At 41.7% G+C, this 23,770-nt stretch carries 26 protein-coding genes, 1 tRNA gene and 1 pseudogene; 15 read left to right on the top strand and 13 right to left on the bottom strand.

Annotation, left to right across the window (positions count from 1 at the left end; translation table 11 throughout):
* Positions 1 to 214: 214 nt before the first annotated feature.
* The 13 genes from GX654_15950 to GX654_15890 form a co-directional block, all read right to left on the bottom strand.
* Positions 215 to 1,090 (bottom strand): CPBP family intramembrane metalloprotease, encoded by an 876-nt coding sequence (locus tag GX654_15950; GenBank protein NLD38354.1) that lies wholly within the window; start codon positions 1,088 to 1,090, stop codon positions 215 to 217.
* A gap of 1 nt (position 1,091) precedes the next feature.
* Positions 1,092 to 1,847, bottom strand: coding sequence for a formylglycine-generating enzyme family protein (locus tag GX654_15945; GenBank protein ID NLD38353.1), 756 nt, complete (start codon positions 1,845 to 1,847; stop codon positions 1,092 to 1,094).
* Positions 1,848 to 1,973: 126 nt separating this feature from the next.
* Positions 1,974 to 2,255, bottom strand: coding sequence for a hypothetical protein (locus tag GX654_15940; GenBank protein ID NLD38352.1), 282 nt, complete (start codon positions 2,253 to 2,255; stop codon positions 1,974 to 1,976).
* Positions 2,256 to 2,496: 241 nt separating this feature from the next.
* Complete coding sequence (locus GX654_15935) at positions 2,497 to 3,012, bottom strand: TIR domain-containing protein (GenBank protein NLD38351.1); 516 nt, start codon at positions 3,010 to 3,012, stop codon at positions 2,497 to 2,499.
* A gap of 176 nt (positions 3,013 to 3,188) precedes the next feature.
* Positions 3,189 to 4,784 carry a patatin-like phospholipase family protein gene (locus tag GX654_15930; protein NLD38350.1) on the bottom strand — a complete coding sequence of 532 codons (1,596 nt, stop codon included), beginning with the start codon at positions 4,782 to 4,784 and terminating at the stop codon, positions 3,189 to 3,191.
* Positions 4,785 to 4,875: 91 nt separating this feature from the next.
* A complete protein-coding gene (locus GX654_15925) occupies positions 4,876 to 5,370 on the bottom strand; it encodes a TIR domain-containing protein (GenBank protein NLD38349.1) in 495 nt (164 codons plus the stop codon).
* A 54-nt stretch (positions 5,371 to 5,424) separates the two neighbouring features.
* Entirely contained in the window at positions 5,425 to 5,799 is a 375-nt protein-coding gene (locus GX654_15920) for a hypothetical protein (protein ID NLD38348.1), read from the bottom strand.
* 94 nt (positions 5,800 to 5,893) lie between these two features.
* Positions 5,894 to 6,163, bottom strand: coding sequence for a hypothetical protein (locus GX654_15915; protein ID NLD38347.1), 270 nt, complete (start codon positions 6,161 to 6,163; stop codon positions 5,894 to 5,896).
* Complete coding sequence (locus tag GX654_15910) at positions 6,163 to 6,525, bottom strand: hypothetical protein (GenBank protein NLD38346.1); 363 nt, start codon at positions 6,523 to 6,525, stop codon at positions 6,163 to 6,165. Before GX654_15910 ends, GX654_15915 begins: the two co-directional genes overlap by 1 nt.
* Before the next feature lie 1,159 nt (positions 6,526 to 7,684).
* Entirely contained in the window at positions 7,685 to 7,906 is a 222-nt protein-coding gene (locus GX654_15905) for a type II toxin-antitoxin system HicA family toxin (protein ID NLD38345.1), read from the bottom strand.
* Positions 7,899 to 8,105, bottom strand: coding sequence for a type II toxin-antitoxin system HicB family antitoxin (locus GX654_15900; GenBank protein ID NLD38344.1), 207 nt, complete (start codon positions 8,103 to 8,105; stop codon positions 7,899 to 7,901). Before GX654_15900 ends, GX654_15905 begins: the two co-directional genes overlap by 8 nt.
* Before the next feature lie 171 nt (positions 8,106 to 8,276).
* A complete protein-coding gene (lnt, locus tag GX654_15895; protein NLD38343.1) occupies positions 8,277 to 9,824 on the bottom strand; it encodes an apolipoprotein N-acyltransferase in 1,548 nt (515 codons plus the stop codon).
* Between the two features lie 63 nt (positions 9,825 to 9,887).
* Complete coding sequence (locus GX654_15890; protein NLD38342.1) at positions 9,888 to 10,703, bottom strand: HlyC/CorC family transporter; 816 nt, start codon at positions 10,701 to 10,703, stop codon at positions 9,888 to 9,890.
* Positions 10,704 to 11,127: 424 nt separating this feature from the next.
* On the opposite strand from GX654_15890, the gene GX654_15885 reads away from it, so the two are divergent.
* From GX654_15885 to GX654_15815, 15 genes and pseudogenes are all read left to right on the top strand, one after another.
* A tRNA-Gly gene (locus GX654_15885) sits at positions 11,128 to 11,203 on the top strand.
* 198 nt (positions 11,204 to 11,401) lie between these two features.
* Positions 11,402 to 11,920 carry a ribosome maturation factor RimP gene (locus GX654_15880; GenBank protein NLD38341.1) on the top strand — a complete coding sequence of 173 codons (519 nt, stop codon included), beginning with the start codon at positions 11,402 to 11,404 and terminating at the stop codon, positions 11,918 to 11,920.
* Positions 11,917 to 13,218 carry a transcription termination/antitermination protein NusA gene (nusA, locus tag GX654_15875; protein ID NLD38340.1) on the top strand — a complete coding sequence of 434 codons (1,302 nt, stop codon included), beginning with the start codon at positions 11,917 to 11,919 and terminating at the stop codon, positions 13,216 to 13,218. Before GX654_15880 ends, nusA begins: the two co-directional genes overlap by 4 nt.
* On the top strand, positions 13,211 to 13,420 hold the full coding sequence (locus GX654_15870; GenBank protein NLD38339.1) for a YlxR family protein: 210 nt from the start codon (positions 13,211 to 13,213) through the stop codon (positions 13,418 to 13,420). The genes nusA and GX654_15870 overlap by 8 nt, the downstream gene beginning before the upstream one ends.
* Complete coding sequence (gene infB, locus GX654_15865) at positions 13,413 to 16,199, top strand: translation initiation factor IF-2 (protein ID NLD38338.1); 2,787 nt, start codon at positions 13,413 to 13,415, stop codon at positions 16,197 to 16,199. The genes GX654_15870 and infB overlap by 8 nt, the downstream gene beginning before the upstream one ends.
* 3 nt (positions 16,200 to 16,202) lie before the next feature.
* Entirely contained in the window at positions 16,203 to 16,490 is a 288-nt protein-coding gene (locus tag GX654_15860) for a DUF503 domain-containing protein (GenBank protein NLD38337.1), read from the top strand.
* A 48-nt stretch (positions 16,491 to 16,538) separates the two neighbouring features.
* Positions 16,539 to 16,895 (top strand): 30S ribosome-binding factor RbfA, encoded by a 357-nt coding sequence (gene rbfA, locus GX654_15855; GenBank protein ID NLD38336.1) that lies wholly within the window; start codon positions 16,539 to 16,541, stop codon positions 16,893 to 16,895.
* Positions 16,896 to 16,906: 11 nt separating this feature from the next.
* The gene (gene truB / locus GX654_15850) at positions 16,907 to 17,845 is read left to right on the top strand and encodes a tRNA pseudouridine(55) synthase TruB (protein ID NLD38335.1); all 939 of its coding nucleotides are present in this window, start codon (positions 16,907 to 16,909) and stop codon (positions 17,843 to 17,845) included.
* Between the two features lie 63 nt (positions 17,846 to 17,908).
* Positions 17,909 to 18,208, top strand: a complete 300-nt coding sequence (gene rpsO / locus GX654_15845; GenBank protein ID NLD38334.1) for a 30S ribosomal protein S15 — start codon at positions 17,909 to 17,911, stop codon at positions 18,206 to 18,208.
* A gap of 77 nt (positions 18,209 to 18,285) precedes the next feature.
* Positions 18,286 to 20,376, top strand: a complete 2,091-nt coding sequence (gene pnp, locus GX654_15840; GenBank protein NLD38333.1) for a polyribonucleotide nucleotidyltransferase — start codon at positions 18,286 to 18,288, stop codon at positions 20,374 to 20,376.
* Positions 20,363 to 21,640 carry an insulinase family protein gene (locus tag GX654_15835; GenBank protein NLD38332.1) on the top strand — a complete coding sequence of 426 codons (1,278 nt, stop codon included), beginning with the start codon at positions 20,363 to 20,365 and terminating at the stop codon, positions 21,638 to 21,640. The genes pnp and GX654_15835 overlap by 14 nt, the downstream gene beginning before the upstream one ends.
* A gap of 5 nt (positions 21,641 to 21,645) precedes the next feature.
* On the top strand, positions 21,646 to 22,095 hold the full coding sequence (dut, locus tag GX654_15830; protein ID NLD38331.1) for a dUTP diphosphatase: 450 nt from the start codon (positions 21,646 to 21,648) through the stop codon (positions 22,093 to 22,095).
* A gap of 133 nt (positions 22,096 to 22,228) precedes the next feature.
* Positions 22,229 to 23,002: an MBL fold metallo-hydrolase gene (locus GX654_15825; GenBank protein ID NLD38330.1), complete on the top strand. Its 774-nt coding sequence runs from the start codon at positions 22,229 to 22,231 to the stop codon at positions 23,000 to 23,002.
* A 48-nt stretch (positions 23,003 to 23,050) separates the two neighbouring features.
* Positions 23,051 to 23,548 carry a tRNA (cytidine(34)-2'-O)-methyltransferase gene (locus GX654_15820; GenBank protein NLD38329.1) on the top strand — a complete coding sequence of 166 codons (498 nt, stop codon included), beginning with the start codon at positions 23,051 to 23,053 and terminating at the stop codon, positions 23,546 to 23,548.
* 101 nt (positions 23,549 to 23,649) lie between these two features.
* Positions 23,650 to 23,770 (top strand): annotated as a pseudogene (locus GX654_15815) (ABC transporter permease).

The raw sequence follows: 23,770 nt of genomic DNA, 5'->3' as shown, positions 1-23,770 counted from the left end.
CTCCACCTGAGCTATCACAAGGGCTAAATGTCTCTGTAGTGAAGACTTTTTAACCTCTGCTAAAAAATACTTCATATTTTCAATTACTTATTTTTTTAAACATGCCCAATAGCGAAAGTCGGGCTAAGATACTTAATTTTATAACATGCATATGATATTTCCAATTTATGTTAAATGGGCATCAGTAAGTTCATTTGTTAAGTTGTTTACCAAGTTAAAAAGATTTATTCCTCGATAATTTAGCTGGGCCTGCTTTATATATTACAGCGAGTGCCGTTATCATTAATAATCCTGTAATTAAATATATTGGTATTGAACTTCCACTTGATTTAGGCATGACGGAGAAAATAGCACTGAAAAAATTGTTGGAAGTATGAAATAAAAGGCATAATAAAACGCTACCATTTGTATTGTTATACACCCAGGTAAATAAAATTGATGATGACGTATTGAATAGAAAAAAAAGAGGAATTGGTGTAGCAGACAATTGGCTTTCAGGAGAAAAAAACAATGGTAAATGCCATAAAGTCCAAAATATACCAATTATGATAGACGACATTAATGCGTTATATTTTTTCTGTAGAATTGGCAACGCATAACCTCTCCAACCTAATTCTTCACCTAATGGCCCACCAAGAAAAAAGTTTAACAGGAAGTAAGGTAATAATAATTGCCATTTAATTAAGGTTTTAAATACAGAAGACTCGTCGCTAATAAAAGAAAAAATTCCTAAGGATAATATGATAATTATTGCAAAAGAAAATAGGACAAAAAGGTACCAGTAAAAATTTACCCTCCATATAAAAACCTTTTTAACTAATTTTATTAACCCTTCTTTCCCTTCTGTTATCAATGTAAGTAAGATGGCTACCAGGCTTGGTCCGAAACCACTGATCATCGATATAACAGGTATTAATTTAGAAGGAATATAAATAGGTAATAAACTATTTGCATTAAGGTATAAAAGACAATGACAGGACCATGTTAACAAAATTGTTATACCAAAAAAGGTAGTAGCCCGACATTTTTTTATTAGTACCAGGGATGATCTTAATGTTTTATCATCGTTAAATTCATATGATTCATTCATATTATATCCTTATATCTTTTACACACCGGAAACCGACAGCAAAATCAGACCAATTGTAAATAAGTCCTTTTCGGAAAAATACCTTATAACACATTTCCCCGGAGTGCCAGCTTCCACTTCTGATCACCCTGTTTGCCCCTTTATCAGGGCCTTTTGGATTATCGTAGATACCTTCTTTGTAATAGGTTTCTGAATACCTGTCATTAACCCATTCCCATACGTTACCACCCATGTCATATAACCCAAATCCATTAGGCTCATATTTCCCAACCGGTTCTATCAGGTTTTTCCAGCCGGTACTATCTTGTTTCGCACTTTCTTTTGTCCATTTATCGCCATTTGGAAAATCTTTACCAACCAGGCCACCTCTTGCTGCATATTCCCATTCAGCTTCTGTCGGTAATCGTTTACCAGCCCACTCTGCATATTTATTTGCATCCTCCCAGTTTATTCCGACAACCGGATAATCAAGGTATTTTTCTCCGCTTTTAAAAATATCTGTATTCCAGAATTCCGGTAGGTTATAACCTGTTTCCTGACAAAATTTTAAATATTCCCTGTTCGTAACTTCATATTTATCCATGTAAAAAGAATCTACCTTTACTTTATGATCAGGGCTAAATCCAAGGCCATTTTGTATGTCCTTGCCCATTTTAAATTCACCTGATGGGATCAATGCCATGCCATCATATGAATCGGATTGTGTCGATAACCCGATTGTAAGTGCTGCAAAAATTGAAAGGAATATTAATCTCATGATGTTCTCCTTTACACTATGATTTCGTAAAAAACTGAATTTCACACAAAGACACAAAGTCGCAAAGGTAACTACTTAAAATAAAAATTGTTTTTCTTTGTGTTCTTTGCGGCTTTGCGTGATAACTTATCTTTTTACAATGTTGTCAGCATTGGCATTATGGCCAAATCCCGCCGTTGTTTTATATTGTTCCGCTTTTTCTGCAACTTTCAAGCTGCCAGCAGTTTTCAGGCCTGTGGCATATTGTTCAACCCAGGTACGCTGTTCTTTAGTATCAGGGACAGGCCGCTTACGAGCCTTTTCTATTATTTGAAAGGCTGAGTCAACATCTACTCCGCGTTTGCGAAGTATATGAATTCGGTGATGACCATCCATGATAGTACCATCCGGTTGAATCTGAATGAACATGGTTCCCCTGGTTTTAAAGAGTCGATAAGACCTGGAGTACCAATCTTCCGGTAGCCTTCCAGTTTTGCTATGCTGAAAGAGCTATCAGGGTGCAATGCTTTCAGAGGTGGTTGTTTCAATTGTTGTCCCTTCTATTTGGATGAATTCTTAAGTGGGATGTTGTTATGTTATAGGTTGAGTCTTTTAAACCTAATAACAGCGTTTCACAGCGTCCTCTTTCTCCACTTTCACACACTCCTTTTCAAAGGTATTTTATAAATTTTCCACCGGAATTCTGGCCTGGAGGGAAAGCAGCTAGTCCACCTCCAGATGCTATAGTTATTTGTTGATATAGCTGAAGGTATTCGTTTCCATACCATTTTCCAGAAGCATCCGTGGTTGGAACAATCACAATTTGATCGTTGGGTTTCGTACTGTCCGCAAATCCAATCTCCCAAGGACACCACCTAGAGCTTGTCGAATTCGGAGTGGCTAAAAATATAAACCAGTTCAATTCATTTATTTTTTGCTTTATTTTATTTGCTGTGGTTTTGGTTGGCTGATCAGGCATTTGATTATCTTGCCAATCTATATATAGCTGCCATCCTCCCTCAGCTAATAAAACTTGTAGGCCTTTAGCTAAATCTTCATCTCTATGACTATGGCAAAGAAAGGCAGTTTGTACCCGTTTTGCATGGGCCTCGTTTAGTGTTGTTGCTGCCATAGTTCTATAAGATCTTCCAGCGGCGGATTTTAAATCATTTATTGAAATTGGCATAATAACACGCCCTCACCTCAATGTAAAAGCTCACTGGTGGCTATGGAGCGAAGTGGAATTGCCATCCAGTGCAATGCCTTCATTGAGTAATTCTACTATTATTTACCTGAATACTGAATTATCCTTAACAACAACGTTGTATGTGTATGCATACAATTTAACTAATTTATAAGTAATCAACAAAAACGCTCCCAAGGTGCAACATATACACCATTTAGAAATCGGGATTTCACTTGCCCAAGCGTATCTGTATCCAATGCCGAACGGCAACCGAGATCGGACAGTTCCTCTATTTCTTCCGGTGAATCCAGGCTGTAAATTCCTGGTTTAGTGGTAGTATTGACCCTTAAAAAACGAGGTGCCCCAAGGAGACATTTTGTAAGTTTTAATGATGATTCCTGTTGCACATTCATTAATAACTCCAAAATTTTCTTTTTCCATAACCAGCCAACTATTCCAGCTTGTATTTGTTTTCGAACAGTAAAAGGTTCGTCTGTGGTACCTACGCTTAGGACATCAATTCGTTCAACTGGGATTCTCAGGAAGCAGACTGCTTCAATAACTGCGGCCATTGCGGGAGAGTTTGCCCACACTCCTCCATCAAAGTAACTGCTCTCGGCCACCATGTTTGCAATTTTGGCAGCAGTAAAGAATGTTGGTGCTGCTGCGGTTGCCAATGCAGCGTGAGCAGCTTCGGTATTAGCATCAGCTGTTAAATCAGGATGGTGAGGAGTTCGGAACAGGTGAGATGCACCCGCCAAGGCATGATACGTTGGAATCACTAAACGACAGATAGAGTCTTTTATAACTCGAATTTTGCCTCCAGAATAATAAGCGTTTTCCAATTCGTGCAATAATACTTCTTGTGCGTATTTCGGTTTTAAAAAATGTTGAACTGTATGCTTAAACCTACTACGTAATCGAGTTATTGGAAAAATGGTAGCCCCGCGCTTCATGTAAAAATTAAGCATTTGTTGTCCTGACAGACCGAGTCCAATGCCTATTGCAAGAATCCCTCCAGTGGAAGTTCCTGCGATAAGATCAAAATGATCTACAATCCTTAGTCCCGTTTGCTTTTCCCATGCAGCAAGAGCGGCGGCGGTAAACGCCCCCTTCAGTCCCCCACCGTCCAGAGACAGGATTCTGAATGATGCCCCATCATAACCACGACCTCTAACGAGTGGGAGACGTTCCAGTTGAGTACATACTTCTGCTGCGATACTCTCAATGTTTTCCTTGGTTGAGAGCATACGATTCGATTCCAAATCGAGTCCGTTTTTAAGTCGCGATAAAATGTCAGGGTTATTCTTTACAAAATCCTGAGCTACTCCACCAAGCCCACCAAGAAGAAAACATGGAAGTCCTCTTTCAATCGCCAAGCCAAGTTCAAGAGGGATACCAGCTCGACCGGCTAAAGTATGCCACCATTTTCCTCCAACGACTACAACCGCATCACAACGTGCTACTAACCACCTTCTAAGTTGTTCCAGACTTTCGTCACGAGATCGCTCTCCTGTGACTTCTGGAGTTTCGTAAACAATCGCAGTCTGCCGCCACTCATCAAGTGGTACAATATTAGGGTTCTTCGACCAAAGGCGGGATACTGCAAGCATCAAAGCATCTTTTCTACCGCCCTGTTCTTGATGACGTTTACATTCCTCCAAGAGAACTGGCGTGATACTTGGATGGCTTCCGTGAACAATGTGCCCTCCATGTTCGAATATAAGACGAGAAAATTGACGAACGAAATTGAGGATTGTACTACGTTGCACCTCGGTAGAGTCCTGCTCTTCGGGAACAGATCCCGACAGCCAAATGCGTGCCCCTAAAAGAGGGGTATTGCCATGTAGGTTGCGAGGGTTTTCAGACGTATTCCCCTCTGATTTCTATAGCCTTCTCAATCCAGTCTGCAAGATTATTTTTGATATGTTCATAAACGTTCTTGCTTGTAGAGTAGGGTGGGTCGTAGGCATTAACAATATCGGCCATATTCTTGTCTCCAACTTTATAAGCTGAAAACGGATTACTACCTTTTATTGCTTGTTTTTCGTTTTTATCCTTCAAATTGTGGACATATATCCCAAGCAGGCCTTTTCCGTCCTCCCATCCTTTCTTGATCTCATATTTGATCCACTTTCGACCAGATGTCTTTGCTCCGATCAACACGATGGCCACTGACTTACCACTGAGTTGATCATCAATCCATTTTTGGATGGCTTCGTCGCCCTTCTTCTTGATTGTTTCCCAGTCATTATCGGTGGCTGGCTTGTTACCTTCAATAACACCCATGTTCCTAACTTGAGACGCGCGCCAGTTATCAGGAATGTAATGAAAGCTATAAAATGCCCGACGTGCCATAGTATCTCCTTGCAGTGTATCAGCAGTGGGGAAATTTGACCTTATCCATCGATCCTATCCCAAAAGTTTTTTCATATTGTCCCAATTCCATGCATATAGCCGACCAGCATTAGGTACAGCAGTGTAATTTCCGTCTTTATATCCAATAACTTGGACAATTGGTATTCCTTCCTCTCGGGCCATTCCTACTTCCTTCAAAACACCTGGGGCCTTGTACGTTTTTGGCCCAACCATCACAACTACGATATTTGATCGTTTGATGGCAGCGCGGGCTTTGTCCTCCCAAGTCTTCATTGGAGCAGCTTCTTTCAGAGAGGTGTCAATCACCTCGAATGGTGCGTCAGCTAGTCGTGACTGTCCGATGATAAAATCCTTAAGCACCTTGTCGTTGTCGAAATCAAAACTAACAAATACTCGTTTCTTAGCCATAGCATCCTCCTAATTGTTTTATTGTTCGTTTGATAACCGGCTTAGTGGTTCTTTAGCCAAGTCCGCATTTATTAAATTGAGGTTGGGTTTATATCTATCTATTAAAAGCGTCTTTGAGCCATTCCCATGCCTTATTTGGTAAAAAGCCATAGTAGTTATCTTTTAGTTCACAAATGAAAATATAATCATTGGCATCAAGATGCTGAGATAGTTTATTATACCAATGTTCTGGCCCATTATTAGTTTTAACGATCCAAGTTGAATCAAGATGGTGCCACCACCAACCTTCACTTTTAATTGCCTCATAAAGTTTTGAATAGTCTTGGCCAGGTTTTTTGAGGTCATATGTTATTAATAGAAGCATTACATGGCCCCCCTTTCTATTTGACTAGGAGGTTCCTCTCCTGGTAACATTCCTGAAATGTATGTCTCTAACAAAGTACTGTCTCCCAAGCGTTCGCGTAAATAGGTGAGATGCGCCTCTTGATCGAAGACGAGTTTTCTCGGATGACATATAATTAAATACGTTACCATTACAACAAGAACGCCCACTGCACAGAGCAGTATATATATTAGTAAAGCAGTGATTTCCGACGGGAGAGTTGACTTCCAAGCCAAACCAACAACTGCTGCAAGAAGGCCTACTATTGCGAGTGCAAAAAATCTCAATGGACTTGCAACAAAGCGTACAACTTTGAAAACACCTTCTTTGATTCCATCCTCCATGCTATTCCTCCAGCCCAAAAAGTTATTCACCAGTTCTGTATATCTATACTTTTGGGATGTTATACAGAAAGATGAACCGGCAATTTAAAAATAAGGGTGTTAACCCCACTCCAATGAAAAACTGAAACAATTTATTATGAATAGCACCTCAAAAAGCGTGCTGAATATAACTACTTATATTTAAAGGAAAAATATTTTTGAAGCTGGTGGATAATACTTAATCGAATTAAAATAAGCAAATAGAAAAAATCCATTATTTTTAAAAATTGTAATTGGATGAATGACATAACAGGGCGAAAGATTTTTCGCCCCTACAAGAGCAATCTTTTTCAGGGTTTATGTAGGGGGAATACGGCAGCGTGCCAACAATGGCACAGGCTCTGTGCCACTACAAATAAATACCATACAATAGAACGAGGAAGAAATACAGGATTCCTATTGCAATTTATCCCAAATTTAAAGCTGGGTGGGAATTAAGAGAAAATACTGGATTCCTCGATCGGCGTCAGGGAATGAGGACTATGAGAGAATAGGTCTGGGAAGAACAAATGCTTACTCCCCCCTCTCTAATCTCTCCCACAAGGGGAGAGACTTTTTGCTGGATAAAGTCTTTAAGCCAACAACTTCGCAGGTCGTGCTGAACCTGCGAAACACGACAAAATATTCATGTTGCGTTTCAGGAATTTATTGCGATTTAGAGGCCTAATAAAATCTCTGTGCTCTTTTTCCATTATCCCATTATTGATTTTTAATACGATTGAATTTATTATCTTTTAAAAGTCATAACCAATCAGGAGTATTAATATGACTAACAAAAACATACTCAAAACAGATTCACGTGGGAGGATCACGCTTCCTCCTAGTTTTAGAACCGTAAGAAAATTACCTGACATGTCCGATCTCCCTTAAGAATCCCTTTCTTCTGAATCGATGGAGAAGGAAGTAAAAGTTAATAAGGATAAACGCAAACCTGTTTCCGCTTCCAGTCCTTCAGAGGCATTAAAATCACGTCGCGTTTCATGAATTCAACACGACCTACAAGACTGGATTCCCCGATCCGTGTCGGGGAATGACATTAAAAATGATTTTTCTGGGCATGACGACCTTAAAATAAGTAGGGAAATGATGCGAGTAATAACAGGCTATTAACAAAAAATAACTATTTTTTAAATGCTTCGATAAATATATCAGAGGAGATCCCGGCTTGCTTTAGTGCACTTTTAAGTGTTCCAACAGCAACTTCTTTATGCCTGGGGATGACACAGCCTTTATGTTCGCGGCGCATGACAACGTGACTGCCTTTTTGTCTTACTTCATAGAAACCGAGTCGCTTTAATACTCTTATAACTTCATCACCTGAGATGATGGGCAGCTCAGGCATTAGCAGATACCTCAAATGTTGTAAGAATAGATCGAGGAATAGGGTTTAAAGGAAATTCCTCAAGATATAGTTCTGTTGCTTCCTTAAGATTTTTAACTGCCTCCTCAATTGTTTCTCCCTGGCTGGCAGTACCAATCTCAGGGCATTCTGCAACATACAGATTATCTTCTTTGTGTATCACTGCTGTGAATGTATTCATAATATTATTCCTTTTAAAAAAAATATTAAACATATTATCTTTAACAAACATTAAAAATACAAGCCTTTTTTGGTTTTGAAAAACCTGAGTTGCATCAAGCATAATAGTAATCTCTAACAGTGTCACTTATGCCTGCTCAGGCAAGATGGTACTTAGTGATTTTATATCGGATTATTTTTTCACAGGTGCTTTACTGTAAAACAGGGGTATAAAAAATATAAATAAACATATGATTGATAAAGATAATGCAAATATATCCCCATTTTTGGTGTAAAAGGTTTTCTCATTATAACCGGTAGAGACCCTGCCTGTGATGATCTCATCTGTAAAGATATCGCCCTGTGCAGTTACAACGCCTCTCGGATCAATGATTGCGCTCACACCTGTATTTGCGGAACGTATCATGGGTCTTCTGTTTTCTATTGCCCTGAATACCGAGATGAACAGGTGCTGATATGGCGCACTTGAGTAACCGAACCATGCATCATTTGTAATGTTTATAAATATAGATGCCTCTTTGCGCACCTGCTCACGCGCCAGGTCAGGAAAGATCACCTCATAACAGATAAGTATCCCGGATGAAGTGCTGCCAAGCATCAGCGGGTCATTCTTTTCTCCCTTTGAAAAATCACCTGCCGACGGCACAAGCCTGTAAATAAATGGAAAAATTTTCTGGAATGGCACATATTCCCCAAATGGCACAAGATGATTCTTGCTGTACTGCCCCTTTATCTCGCCCTGTGGAGAGATATACCAGGCAGTGTTATAGTAGAGTATCCTGTCGCCATCCCTTTTGTATCCGGGGCTCCCGAATATAAGGTGGGTATTACCCTCCTTTGCAAGCTCATAAATCCTTTCTGCTAAAGGGTTCTCATCCTGGAAAAAAAGAGGGACTGCGGTTTCAGGCCATACAACAATATCAGGAGAGGTATTAAAACTTTTTTGTGTCATCTCTGCATATTTTATGATGGTCTTATCCTGAAAGCTGATATCCCATTTGACTGACTGGTCAATATTCCCCTGTATAATGGCGGCATTAATCATTGTGTTTTCAGGTTTAATGATGCTGTATCGCGCAAGGGCCTTTTTCCCATAGTTAAAGGAGAGGACGATAACCACTAATAACAGGATGGTTTCTGTTATCAGATATCTGTTTTTAAAAAGATGACTTCGCGCATTTATGATCTCAAATATAGAGAGATTTACAGCAGCTATAATAAAGGATGGCCCGTATACCCCTGTAATATCCACAATCTGAACCAGTGATAGCCTGCTGTACAGGCTGTGACCAAGAAGTCCCCATGGAAACCCGGTAAGAAAAAAGGTTCTTACATATTCAAGGGATACCCAAATGGCTGCAAATAGAAATATCCTTAACCTGCAGTGGTCTTTAATGGTTATCAATGCAGAGAAGGAGGCAGTATAGAGTGAAAGATAGAGTGCCAGAAGCAGCAAAACAACAATACTGGTGTATATGTCCAGCCCTCCATAGGTGGCTAACACGTTAATAATCCAGTAGAGCAGGGTGACATAATGAGTCAGCCCTGTTATAAGGCCGAGCCTGAATGCCCTTTTAGGTGTCTCGTCATTGATGGATATCAGAAGGGGTATTAAAGCTATCCAGATCAGCCAGTCTGTATTAAGGGGCGGAAATGAGGCTGTTAACAGGAGCCCTGACACAATTGCAGGCAGGTTTTTATTCACTGATATCTGGCTCATATTTTTACTGTTCTATTCAAGGATGCTGGACTGTATCATTTCATGAAAAGAGTGGGTAATATTTCAGGTAAAAGATTCTTCCGCTTCATCCTGATTATCACATAAGGTGATCAGCGCCTTATCTATCCTTCTTTCATCAGCAGATTTGATCAGAATCTTCAGGTTGTTGTAGATAAGCTCATCACCTGCCTTAGGTATCCTGCCCATCATATTTATAATAAACCCGCCAACAGATTCAAAATCACCATCCGGCAGCTTTATATCAAATATCTCCTCCAGCTCTTCTGCGCCAAGGCGTGCATCCGCAAGTATGGTATGGTCATCTATTTTGGTCATGAGTGGGTCCTCATGATCATGCTCATCCATTATTTCACCTACTATTTCTTCCAGGATATCCTCTATGGTGATAATGCCTTCTGTGCCGCCATATTCATCTGTGACCACTGCCATATGATTTTTTTTGGTTTTGAGATCCCTTAAAAGGATACTGATCTTCTGGCTGCCAGGCACAAAAAAGGTCTTTCTAAGGATATCAGTGGTAATTTTTGTATCAGGGGGGCTGCCGAATAGTTTCAATAGATCCTTGGCATGGAGTATTCCAATGATTTCATCGATATTCTCCCCGTAGATCGGTATCCTGGTGTGTCCACATGTGGAAATAAGATTTATAAGCTCACCAAGTGTACTATCAATAGGCGCAGAAGTCAGATCGGTTCTGGGTATCATTATTGAAAGCGCTGTGGTCTCTTTAAGCTCCAGCACACCGTGAACCATATCCGATTCTTCATCAGTGATAAACCCCTTTGCCTGTCCTTCATCTATAAGATCATTGATCTCATCAGCAAGGTCTGTTCCATTCTGAAGATGGTGCTTATTCATGAAGGACAAAATTTTGTTTAAAATACTACGGTTTGAATCTTCTTCCAAGGAACCCTTTTTCTCCCTGTTATAAAATATTTTTTAAGAATAAATTAACATACAATTATGCAAAATGGTATGACTTTTTTTTCAATTGTTGACAATAAAAAACAAAAATAATATTCTCCAGCCATGTTTATGTTGTTGATACTAATTTAAGGTTAATTTGGCAAATTGATAAATAGTTATTCGGAAATTACCTATTATTGTATTATCTCGCTCATAAGATATTCTCTTGACAATGATTCCTCATATGATAAAAAAGCCAAATTACTTTTGATAAGTAAAGGCATCATCTCTTTTTTTATATAGTGATGATACAGGATTTTAACTGTGGCCTTTCATTATTTTTTATAAGGCGCAGACATAAAGACAAAAAATAAATGCGGGCATAGCTCAGTTGGTAGAGTACAAGCTTCCCAAGCTTGGTGTCGCGGGTTCGAACCCCGTTGCCCGCTCCATATATGTCTTATTGATCCTGATTCCCTTTTTGAGGTTGTTAACCAATGAGGTTGATCTTCTTCGAATTGTGGGCACAATGTTTTGCAATATGCTGATAAAGATCTTTTGACTAATGCATATTTGCTAAAGATAGAGTTCATGATTCTGAAGCGGGTCTTAAAACCCGCTTTTTTATTAGTTTTTGGGGAAAATAGAGATTGACAGATATTTCTACTATAAGGGATCGGGTATTTGAGCTGATTGAACCCATGCTTTATGATATGGGGTACGAACTGGTAGAGGTGGAATACCTGTCAACTTACGGGCGCTGGGTTTTAAGACTTTACATAGACAAGGGAAATGGTGTCACGATAGATGACTGTGCTGATGTAAGCAGAGAGCTTGGTGACATTATTGATATAAAAGAGATCATTGATCATGAATATGTCCTGGAGGTTTCATCCCCCGGTCTTAATCGCCCTTTAAGAAGGGAAAAGGATTTTATAAGGGCTGTAGGCAGCAGGATTAAACTTAAAATGAAACAGGCTGTCAATGGGCAAAAGAGTTTTACAGGCGTACTGAAAAAATGCGCTGACCAGACAGTTTTTCTTGAATCATCGGGAAATATAATAGAATTGCCTTTTAACGATATTGAAAAATCAAACATGGTATATGATTTTGATAATAATAAAGAAGGTACAGTTAACAGCACAAATAATGGAGTGAATCTAAAATGACTTCAGATTTATTGAAAGTATTGGAGCAGGTAGGCCGTGAAAAGGGTGTTGAGAGAGATACGTTAATACAGACCCTTGAGGAGGCAGTAAAGGCCGCTGCAAGAAAAAAGCTTGGGCAGAACTATGATCTCGAAATAAAGTTCAACGAAGAGATGGGTGAAATCGAGGTTTTTGAATTTAAGGAGGTCGTTGAAAAAGTAGCAAATGAAAACCTTGAGATATCCCTTGAAGATGCCCATGAGATTGATCCGGATGCTGTTATAGGTGACAGCCTTGGAATAAGGATGGAAACGGATGAACTTGGCAGGGTTGCTGCCCAATCGGCAAAACAGGTTATAATGCAAAGGCTTCGTGAGGCTGAAAGAAATGTTGTCTTTGATGACTTCAAGGACAGGCGCGGTGAGATCATAAACGGTATTGTCCAGCGTTTTGACAAGGGCGCCATTATTGTGAATCTTGGCAAGGCAGAGGCAGAACTGCCGGTCAAAGAGCAGATACCTAAAGAGACCTACAAACAAGGTGACAGGGTAAGGGCTTTTATACTGGAGGTCAGGCAGTTCAGCAGAGGGCCTCAGATAATACTCTCCAGAACACATCCCAACTTTTTATCCATGCTTTTCGAAAATGAGGTACCTGAGATTTCAGAAGGCATTGTAAGCATTATACAGGTTGCCCGTGAACCAGGCAGCAGGGCAAAGATTGCAGTAATGTCAAAGGACAGCGATGTTGATCCGGTAGGGGCATGTGTCGGTATGAAGGGTTCCCGGGTTCAGGCTGTTGTACAGGAATTAAGGGGTGAAAAGATAGATATTGTCACCTGGGATAATGACCCTGCTAAATTTATCTGCAATGCCCTTGCGCCAGCTGAAATTACCAGGGTAATCGTGGATGAAATCAATCATTCTATGGTTGTTGTTGTGCCTGATGACCAGCTTTCTCTTGCAATAGGCAGGAGAGGTCAGAATGTCAGGCTCGCATCCAAGATATCAGGCTGGAACCTGGATGTGACCAGCGAGACTGATTACAATAAAAATCTCAAAGACTCATATAATTCACTCTTAAGTCTGGAGGGCGTGGGTGAGGCTATAGCAACGGAACTCTATCAGGAAGGATACCGCTCAATAGCGGATGTTGCATCAGCCAATCTGGCTGAACTGGCAAATGTAGAGGGACTTAATGAAAAGGATGCTGCCCAGTTGATTGCTACTGCAAAAGAATATCTTCAGGATGCTGGAACAGATGCATCAGGAACAAAGGCGGGCAGTGATAAAGAAGAATCTGATAATACTGATGAATAGATGTGTTAGCCATGTACCGATAAGGACATGTGTATCATGCAGATCAAAAAAGGGGAAAATGGAGTTGATACGGCTTGTTATCAATAAGGATAACAGTGTTGTTATTGATAACCTCAAGAGACAAAATGGCCGTGGAATATACATCTGTAATGACGCAGCATGCATGGAAAGATTTTTTAAGAAAAGGGGATTAAATGTCTAAAGTAAGGGTCTATGAACTGGCCAATGAACTAAAAATTGACAACAAGGAACTGGTTGACAGGTTGAAAGCCGGCGGTATGCTTGTAAAAAATCACATGAGTACCCTTGATGACAGTGATATTAGACGGGCAAAAGAGATAGTTAAGGCTGGCAGTGTATCCGAAGTTATTGAAGAGAAACGGCTTCAGCGTAATGTCATCCGCAGGAGAAAGGTCGTTCAGGTTGAAGAAACTGAGACAATAGAAGAAACAATGAAGGCAGAACCCTTTCCTGAAACAAAGCCTGAGGTCATTACCCCTGTTAAAGAATCACCCGCACGTATTATTAAAAAGCCATCTGCCCCGGAACCTGTAAAAAGAGGCAAAGAGGCTATCGGCCATGTCACCCAGGATAAGGCAGCAATAAAAGAGTCTGAAGAATCAGATGCAATGGCAGAGGAAGTAACCGAAGACAAAAAGAGGGTAAAGGTTACAGACAAAACTGAGGCTGAAGATGCTGCAGTAGAGATCGAAACTACTTCACCCGAGATAGAAGAAGAGGCTGAGGTAGAGCTGGATGAGGCCCTGGATATTGATACGGCTGAAGAAAAAGGCCATGAAAAGGCACCAGGTAAAAAACCGAAAAAGAGGCTTAAAGACAGGCCTGCCCGAATTATCAGACTTCCGGAGCCTGTTGCCGCTACCCCTAAAGCGGAAATATCAGGGGATAAGGCGAAACAGCAGGTTGTCAGGGTATCCAGTGAATATAAGAGAAAGGAAATCTTACCAGCCGCTAATATTGGCGTAGAATCATTTGATGAAGAATCTGACGACCGAAGACCTAAAAAAAGAAAAGACAGGAAAAAGGGAGAAAAACCTAAAAAGGAAGTGGAGTCAGATATCCGGCTGAGGCACAAGAAGGTTGAGGTATTTGAACGCGCCGACCTGTATGAAGACAGAAGGCCCAGGTTAAAGGACAGGAAATCATCAAAAAAGACAAAGGATGTCATTAAAAGACTTAAACAGACTGAAATTACTACCCCCAAGGCAAGCAAGAGAAGGCTCAAGGTGCCTGAACATGTAACTGTATCTGATCTTGCCAAGGCAATGGGAGTAAAGGGCGCAGACCTAATAAAACTTCTTATAAAGATGGGTGTTATGGGAAATATTAATATGCAGATCGATTTTGAGACCGCATGCCTTGCTGCCGATGAATTCGGGTATGAGCTTGAACTCGACCAGTTTGAAATGGAGGTTAAACTGGATGAGCTTACTGACAAACCGGAGGATCTAAAACCCAGGCCGCCGGTTGTGACCATAATGGGGCATGTTGATCATGGCAAGACCTCGCTCCTGGATTATATACGCAGCTCAAACATAATAGCCGGTGAATCAGGTGGTATTACCCAGCATATTGGCGCCTATTATGTTGAAAGAGAGAGCGGCGATATCGCCTTTCTGGATACACCGGGGCATGAGGCATTTACCGCAATGAGGGCAAGGGGAGCCAAGGTAACAGATATAATTATACTTGTTGTGGCTGCTGACGATGGCGTAATGCCCCAGACAAGAGAGGCAATCAACCATGCAAGGGCCGCAAAGATACCAATAATTGTGGCCATCAACAAGATGGATAAACCCGAGGCAAATCCTGACAAGGTTATAAGGGAGCTGGCAGAGCTTGAACTTACACCTGAAGAATGGGGCGGTGATACCATATTCGGAAAGATCTCTGCTAAAACAGGCCAGGGAGTTGATGAGCTGATGGAGCTTATCCTTTTACAGTCAGAAATACTTGAATTAAAGGCAAATCCAAACAAGCCTGCAAAAGGAACAATCATTGAGGCGCAGCTTGACAAGAGTAAGGGCTCTGTTGCAACGGTTCTGGTTAAGGAAGGAACACTCAGGCAGGGTGATCATTTCATATGCGGTGAGAACTACGGGCGTGTAAGGGCTATGCTGAATAACCGGGGCAAAAAGCTGAAGGAGGCCACGCCATCTGTTCCTGTAGAAATATACGGTATGTCAGGTGTGCCAAAGGCCGGTGATGAATTTTATGTCGTCCCTGATGAAAAAACAGCAAGGCAGATCGTTGAACACCGCCAGGCCAAGATAAAAGAGAAGGAGAGGGGAAAGAGTGACATTGTAAGCCTAAATGACCTCTATGAAAAGATTCGTGAAGGGGCAATCAAGGAACTCAATATTATCATCAAGGCCGATGTACAGGGTTCACTTGAGGCACTGACTGAATCCCTCAATAAATTGGGAACTGAAGCGGTTAAAATCAGGGTTATACACTCATCAACAGGGGCAATAACTGAATCGGATGTCATGCTCGCCACTGCATCCGGCGCCATAATCATAGGCTTCAGGGTAAGGACCAACGCCAGGGTGGTGCAGATAGCCGAAAGAGAGAATATTGATATCAGGTACTATGATGTAATCTATGACCTTATTGAGGATATCAAGAAGGCAATGGCTGGTCTGCTTGAGCCAATATACAAGGAACATGTTGCAGGGCATGTTGAGATCAAGCAGATTTTTTCAGTGCCAAAGATAGGTAAGATTGCAGGCTGTTTTGTATCAGACGGAGTGATTGAAAGAAGCTCAATGGTCCGCCTACTGAGAGATAATGTTGTTATTTTCAGCGGTAAAATAGCATCCCTGAGGCGGCTCCAGAATGATGCCAGGGAGGTTCAGGCAGGTTATGAATGCGGTATAGGGCTTGAATCATTTCAGGATATTAAACCTGGTGACATCATTGAGGTTTACAAGATAGAGGAGATTAAAGCGGAGTTGTAAGGAGTGGTCATAGGAGCAATGTCCATAGAGCTTTTTATTTATGAAAATGATTCTCTTAAAGGCAAGAGAAGGATCGTAAAAAGCATCATTGGAAAGGTAAAAAGCAGGTTCAATGTGGCCATAGCCGAGGTTGAGTATAATGACAAGTGGCAGAGGATAGGTCTGGGAATAAGCGCAGTAGGAAATGACAGGGGATATGTAGATTCTGTACTTGCAACCGTAATGACCTTTATAGAATCCTTGTATCTTGCTGAGATAATCGATTCCAGGATTGAGATAATTAATGTTTAATAAAATCGTTTTGGAACGATGTTTAATTAAAAGGGTTTAATACGAAAAATGCTGCAGGGAAAGAGAGCTACAAGGGTTGGTGAACAGATCTTAAGATTTGTGGCTGAACTCCTTATGACCAGGATAAGAGACCCGAGATTAAAGGGGGTAACACTTACCGGTATAAACCTGAGCAATGATCTGAAAAATGCCAGGATATTTTTCAGTGTTCTGGGTTCTAAAGAAGCGGCAAAGCAGGCATTAACCGGTCTTGACAGTGCAAAGGGTTTTATAAAAAGGGAGCTGGGTTCAGGTCTTAAACTAAGAAATATTCCTGATATTATATTCGATCATGACCAGACCCTTGAAACCGGTAATCGTCTTGAACAGCTGTTTAAAAAGATTCAGGATGATGAGAAAGAATAAGAAGAGAGAGTTTGACTGAAAAAATAAATGAAATTCCTCCGGATGGGATACTGCTTATCGATAAGGAAAAAGGGAGGAGCTCCTTTGATTCGGTCAGGATGGTCAGGCGGTTGCTTAAATGCAAAAAGACAGGTCATGCCGGCACGCTTGACCCTTTTGCCACCGGGCTTTTAATACTGCTCCTGGGGCAGGGGACAAAATTATCTCCCTATATCATGGGAGGCAGGAAAAAATACAGGGCAGAGATCAGGCTTGGTATTGAGACTGATACATATGATTCTACCGGGCTTATAACAAAGGAGATGGCTGTCCCTGAATTGGGAGAAGACAGGATACATACAGAGATTGCGGGTTTTAAAGGGGTTATTGAGCAGGTTCCCCCGGCTTTTTCTGCCTTAAAGGTCAATGGTGAGAGGGCTTATAAACTTGCCCGCAGGGGCATGGATGTAGAGCTGAAAAAGAGAGAGGTAACTGTTTATTCCATAGATGTGATAGACATAAGGCTGCCCCTTATTACAGTTGATGTAATATGCTCAGCAGGGACTTATATAAGGAGCCTTGCGCTGGACATAGGGAAAAGGCTTGATACTGTCGCTCATTTGCAGGATTTAAGGAGGATATCAAGCGGCGGGTTTAATGTTGATGATGCCATTGTATTAAATAACACGGATTCAATTGATCAGAAGGGGCTTTTGGAACGGGTAATCCCCCTTGCAGGGGCGCTCCCGGAGATGATGTCAGTAAGTATTGATAATTATCTTGCAAAGAGGATCAGGAATGGTTACAGGCCCCTGTGGAATGAACTTGATGCAGACAATGAACTATCCAGTGTCGAGCAGGGTAATATAAAACTGATGGCCGGTTCTGACCTGGTAGCTGTACTTGATATAGACACTGCCATGATCAACAGGTATGGCTGGATTAAAAAGATAAAGGTGTTTAATTATTAATAGAAATAGAGGCTGAAAATTATTTTAAAAAAAATTGTTGGCTTCAGGTAATTAACTAATTTTATGGTTTCCAATTTTAAGGAGGTATGGAAAGTGGTACTAACTACAGAAACAAAAAAAGAGATAATCGAAAAATTCAAACTTCATGGTAAGGATACAGGTTCACCAGAGGTGCAAATTGCCCTTTTAAGCAACAGGATCAGCTATCTGACAGATCATTTTAAAACCCATAAAAAGGATCATCACTCAAGAAGGGGTTTGTTAAAACTGGTAGGGCAGAGAAGAAAACTGCTTAATTATTTAAAAAAGTCTGACCTGACAAGGTATCAGCAGATAATTAGGGAGCTTGGGATCAGGAAGTAAAACAAGGGCGAGTGATTTTGCAAAGCCCTGTTAAATGATTTGACCATTATGTTTATGGTTATGAAAGGTAAAAAAATATGATAAAAATGTCGACAATTGAAATAAATGGTAAGAGCTTGTCGATTGAGACCGGTCGTATTGCCAAGCAGGCAAGCGGTTCTGTTGTTGTCACCTTTGGTGAAACAGTAGTGCTGGTAACTGCGGTCTCAACCGATGATGTCAGGGAGGGAATAGACTTTCTGCCCCTTTCATGTGAATACCAGGAAATGTCATACGCCGGAGGAAAGTTCCCCGGTAACTATTTCAGAAGGGATATGGGCAGGCCAGGTGAAAACGAGACACTTACAGCAAGGCTTATAGATCGGCCTTTAAGGCCTCTTTTCCCAAAGAACTATCACAATGAGATACAGATAATTGCCAGTGTGCTTTCAACAGACAGGCAGAATGATGCGGATATGCTGGCCATTCTGGGCGCCTCTGCTGCCCTTGAGGTATCTGATATCCCCTTTGAAGGCCCGGTTGCCGCAGTTCGTGTTGGCAGGGTTAATGGCGAATTTGTCATCAACCCGACCTTTGCGGAACTGGAAGGGAGTGATATCAACCTTATTGTTGCAGGTAACAGGACAGCGGTTGTGATGGTTGAAGGTGGCGGTCAGTTTGTTTCAGAGGCTGACATGATTGATGCAATCTTTTATGGCCACAGGTCCATACAGCCGATGCTTGACATGCAGATTGAGCTGAAGCAGGCAGCAGGAAAGCCCAAAAGGGTAGTGCCTGCGGGCACAGAAAACAATGAACTCTGCCAGAAAATAGAGGCAATTGCAGGGCCGCTTCTGGACAATACAATACGCATCGCTGATAAGCAAAAGAGAAACCAGAGCAGGAAGGATGCCCTTAAGACCCTACTTGACACACTTGGTGAGGAATATGCGTCAAGAAAGTCAGAGATTGACGCCCTTTTCCATGATCTTGACAGGAAACTTGTTCGCAGGATGATGCTGGATGAGCAGAAAAGGATAGACGGGCGTGCATTTAATCAGGTAAGGCCCATTGAATGTCTTGTTGGCATTCTCCCCAGGGTGCATGGTTCTGCCCTTTTTACAAGGGGTGAGACACAGGCAATGGTGCTTACCACAATAGGCACTGACAGGGATGAACAGCGCATAGACTCTATCTATGGCGAGGTGTACAGAAATTTTATCCTGCATTACAACTTCCCCCCCTATTCAGTTGGAGAGGTTAAAAAGCTTGGCTCACCCGGCAGGAGGGAGATAGGTCATGGCGCACTGGCTAGACGCGCTCTTGTGCCTGTTATTCCGCCAAAGGAAGAGTTCGGTTATGCAATCAGGGTTGTTTCTGAGATACTTGAATCAAACGGCTCTTCATCAATGGCAAGCGTGTGCGGAGGCTCTCTTTCTCTTATGGATGCAGGTGTGCCAATAAAAGATGCTGTGGCCGGTGTTGCAATGGGTCTTGTTTCTGATGGCACAAAAACTGTAGTCCTTACAGACATCATAGGCGATGAAGATCACTATGGTGATATGGATTTCAAGGTTACCGGCACAAAAGATGGCATTACCGCTCTTCAGATGGATATCAAGATAGACGGCGTTACTAGAGAGATCATGGAGCAGGCGCTCAGTCAGGCAAAAGAGGGCAGGCTTCATATCTTAGGCAAGATGAATGAGTCTATCTCAAGGTCAAGAAGCAAACTCTCAGAATATGCCCCTGTAATAGCCAAGTTGAAGATCAAACCTGACAAGATAAAGATACTCATCGGACCAAGCGGGAAGATGATAAAGGAGATAAGCGCCAAGACCGATTCAACCATCAATGTAGATGATGATGGCAATGTAGTGGTTGCCTCCCCTGATGAAGAACTGTCACACGCCGCCATTGAATTGATCAATGCTATTGTGCAGGAGGCAGAGGTCGGGAAACTTTACAATGGCAAGGTCAGGAAGATTATGGATTTTGGCGCCTTTGTGGAGATTCTTCCCGGAACTGACGGCCTTATCCATATCTCACAGCTTGACAAGGAGAGGGTCAATAAGGTGACAGATATTCTTCAGGAGGGTGATGAGGTCCTTGTCAAGGTAATAGAAATTGACAAGAAATCAGGCAAGATTGCCCTGTCGCGTAAAGCGGCGCTTGATGAAAGTCTTTAGCATGTATGAAAAAACAGTTTTAAGTAATGGCATCAGGATAGTTACCGAAAAGATTGACCATTATAAGTCTGTGTCCCTTGGAATCTGGGTCGGTACAGGTTCAAGGGATGAAAACAGTATTAACAACGGGGTCTCTCATTTTATAGAGCATATGCTTTTTAAGGGGACCCCGTCCCGCGATACACTGCTTATAGCAAAGGAACTTGATGCTATTGGCGGTCTGGCAAATGCCTTTACTGGCAAAGAATACACCTGTTTTCATTCAAAGGTGCTTGACAAGGATTTTAACAGGCTTGTTGAAATCCTCTCTGATATATTTCTGAATTCCTCTTTTGACCCTGCTGAAATAGAAAAGGAAAAACAGGTTGTTCTTCAGGAAATCAGCATGATTGAGGATTCCCCTGAAGAGCAGGCGTATGAGTTGTTCAATGCACAGTTTTTCAGCAGCCACCCTCTGGGGCTTCCTGTTCTTGGCACACCTGAAACGGTTTCATCATTTACCAGGGATGGGATCCTCGAATATATGAGGGGTTATTACAACACAGGCAGGATAATCATATCAGCAGCAGGAAACATCGAACATAAGGATGTTGTAAAGGTCTTTGAGGAAAAATTTAAAAGGCTGGAACCAGTAAAGAGAGATATCAATAAAATTCCCCACGCCCCTGAATCAAGCATAGTCTGCTCATACAAAAAACTGGAACAGATAAATATTATCATGGGGGGCAAGGCCCCGACCCTTACAAGTAAAATGCGGTTTGCAGGCGCCATATTGAACACCATACTCGGCGGCAACATGAGTTCAAGACTGTTTCAGGAAATCAGGGAGAAGAGGGGGCTTGCCTATTCTATATATTCCTTTATTTCATCATATATTGATTCAGGTATGCTTGGCATCTGCGTAGGGAGCGACCCTGATGAGGTTAATAATGTCATTGATGTAATCAATAAAGAGATAATGAAGATTGAAGAGGGTGATCTCTCTGAGGTGGATATTAATGAGGCAAGAGAGCACCTAATAGGCGGCATACTCCTTGGCTCTGAAAACACTGATTCAAGGATGATGCGTATTGCCAAGAATGAATTTATATTTGGCAGGTATATAGAATACGAGGAGGTCGTCGAATACCTCAAAAATGTTACCCTTGATGATATCGTGGAATGCATGAAACAGTCATTTTTGCCGGGTGGTGTGGCAATAACCACCCTTGGTTCAGTAAACCGTGATGATCTTGACCTGAGCAATAATATCTTTTTTTTATGACCCTAATGGAAAAAATCGAACTTAAAATAAAAAAACCTGATAATTATGATCTTCCCCTTCCTGCCTATGAGACCTGGGGCTCCTCAGGCATGGATGTAAGGGCATGGACAGATGGAGATATTGTATTAAACCCAGGTGAGATCAGGCTTGTTCCCACTGGTCTTTCCATTTCAATCCCGGTTGGGTATGAGGCACAGATAAGGCCAAGGAGCGGTCTTGCACTTAAACACGGCATAGGGATGGTAAACAGCCCCGGCACCATAGATTCGGATTACCGCGGTGAGATAGGTATAATAATGATAAACCATGGGGATAAACCATTTACTGTAAGAAGGGGTGACAGGATAGCTCAGATGATTATTGCAAGGGTCTGTCATGCCGAGATACTTGTGGTTGATGATCTTGATTCAACAACAAGGGGAGATGGCGGGTTCGGCCATAGCGGTGTTGAATAGCTATGAGCCATTAGCATTCAGCTATCAACTAAAAAACTTGGCTGAAAGCTGATCGCTGACCGCTGAAAGCCCCATCGTCAAATTGGGGCTTCTTGATGTACATAAAGTAACATATAAAATAGAAAAGGTCCCAATGCGGTTTTCAGTTCTTGCCTCGGGCAGCAAAGGCAATGCCTGCTACATAGAAACAGATAATACAGGTATCCTTATAGATGCGGGTTTAAGCTGCCGTGAAATAGTAAGTCGGCTCAGATTAATAGGTATTATGACAGCATCTATTGACGCAGTAATAATCACCCATGAACACAGCGACCATACCAGAGGGTTGGGCCCCATCTCCAGAAGATTTGATTCAGCCATATATGCAAACAGATCCACCATAAGCCGGTGCCATAATCTTCTTAAAAACACGAGGGTGTGTGACAGTGTTAACACCGGTGATACCTTTATAATAAACGATATTATCATAGAGACCTTTGCAAAAAGCCATGATGCCGCTGACCCGGTTGGGCTCATAATTTCATCGAACGGTTCACGCCTGGGGATACTTACTGATGTCGGTGAAAGTACCCCATCGCTTGAAGAGAGGCTCCAGGGTTGTACTTCCTTAATGCTTGAATTCAACCATGATATTGAGATGCTGGAAAATGGGCCATATCCATATCACCTTAAAAAGAGGATACGGGGTTCATACGGGCATCTGTCAAATGAACAGGCAGGTGACCTGCTTAAAAGGCTCAGCCATGAAAGGCTTAACAATATTGTGCTTGCCCATTTAAGTGAGGTGAATAACACCCCTGAAAAGGCCCTTGCGCAGGCAAAGGCATCCCTTCTTGAATGCAATATGGGTGATATACCGGTTCACGTGAGTTATCAGGATTATCCATGCCCGCTGATAGAGGTGTGAGGTATAAGGTTTAAGGTTCAAGGTTTCGGGTTCAAGGAAATATTCATCATGAAAGATAACCCTGAAAAAGAGCATGTGATAATAAAAGAGCCGTTCCTTAATATAGTCCTGTTCCAGCCTGAGATACCTGCAAATACCGGTAACATTGCACGGCTCTGTGGCGCTGCCATGATCAGGCTGCATCTTATCCACCCACTGGGATTTGCTGTTGATGATAAACATCTGAAAAGGGCAGGCATAGACTACTGGCACGAGGTGGATATAACACACCATAAAAACCTTGAGGCATTTCTTGCGAGTGATTCAGGTATTAAAGAGCGCCTGTACTGTTTCAGTAAATCTGCGAAACAGCTTTATACAGAGGCAGAGGTCACAAAAGGTTCATACCTTCTTTTCGGGCCTGAAAGTGTCGGACTTCCGGAAAATATAATAAAAAAATATCCCTGCTTTCGTATTCCAATATGGGGTAATGTAAGAAGCCTTAATCTATCAACATCAGCAGGGATAGTGGCATATCATTATCTCAATAAAATGGGATGCTTTTGAGAAGTGTGTTTAGCCAGTGAAGCAATAGGTGTCAAATCTCCGATTAGCTCTACTACATAATTATCATAAGCTATTAGGAGATTTGACCCCTTTATTACGCTGAGATGGAACTCTCCCAGATCGGCGGTGTTGATTCTGCAAACAGATTGAATGAAGCAGAACTGGGGCCTGGCAGCTCAATGCTGATAACTGAAAGGGTTATGACTGATGGTAACCAGATAG

Origin of the sequence: Desulfatiglans sp. (assembly GCA_012513605.1) — a bacterium.
Taxonomy (GTDB): Bacteria; Desulfobacterota; DSM-4660; order Desulfatiglandales; family HGW-15; genus JAAZBV01.
This window is presented reverse-complemented; position numbering and strand designations above follow the sequence as displayed.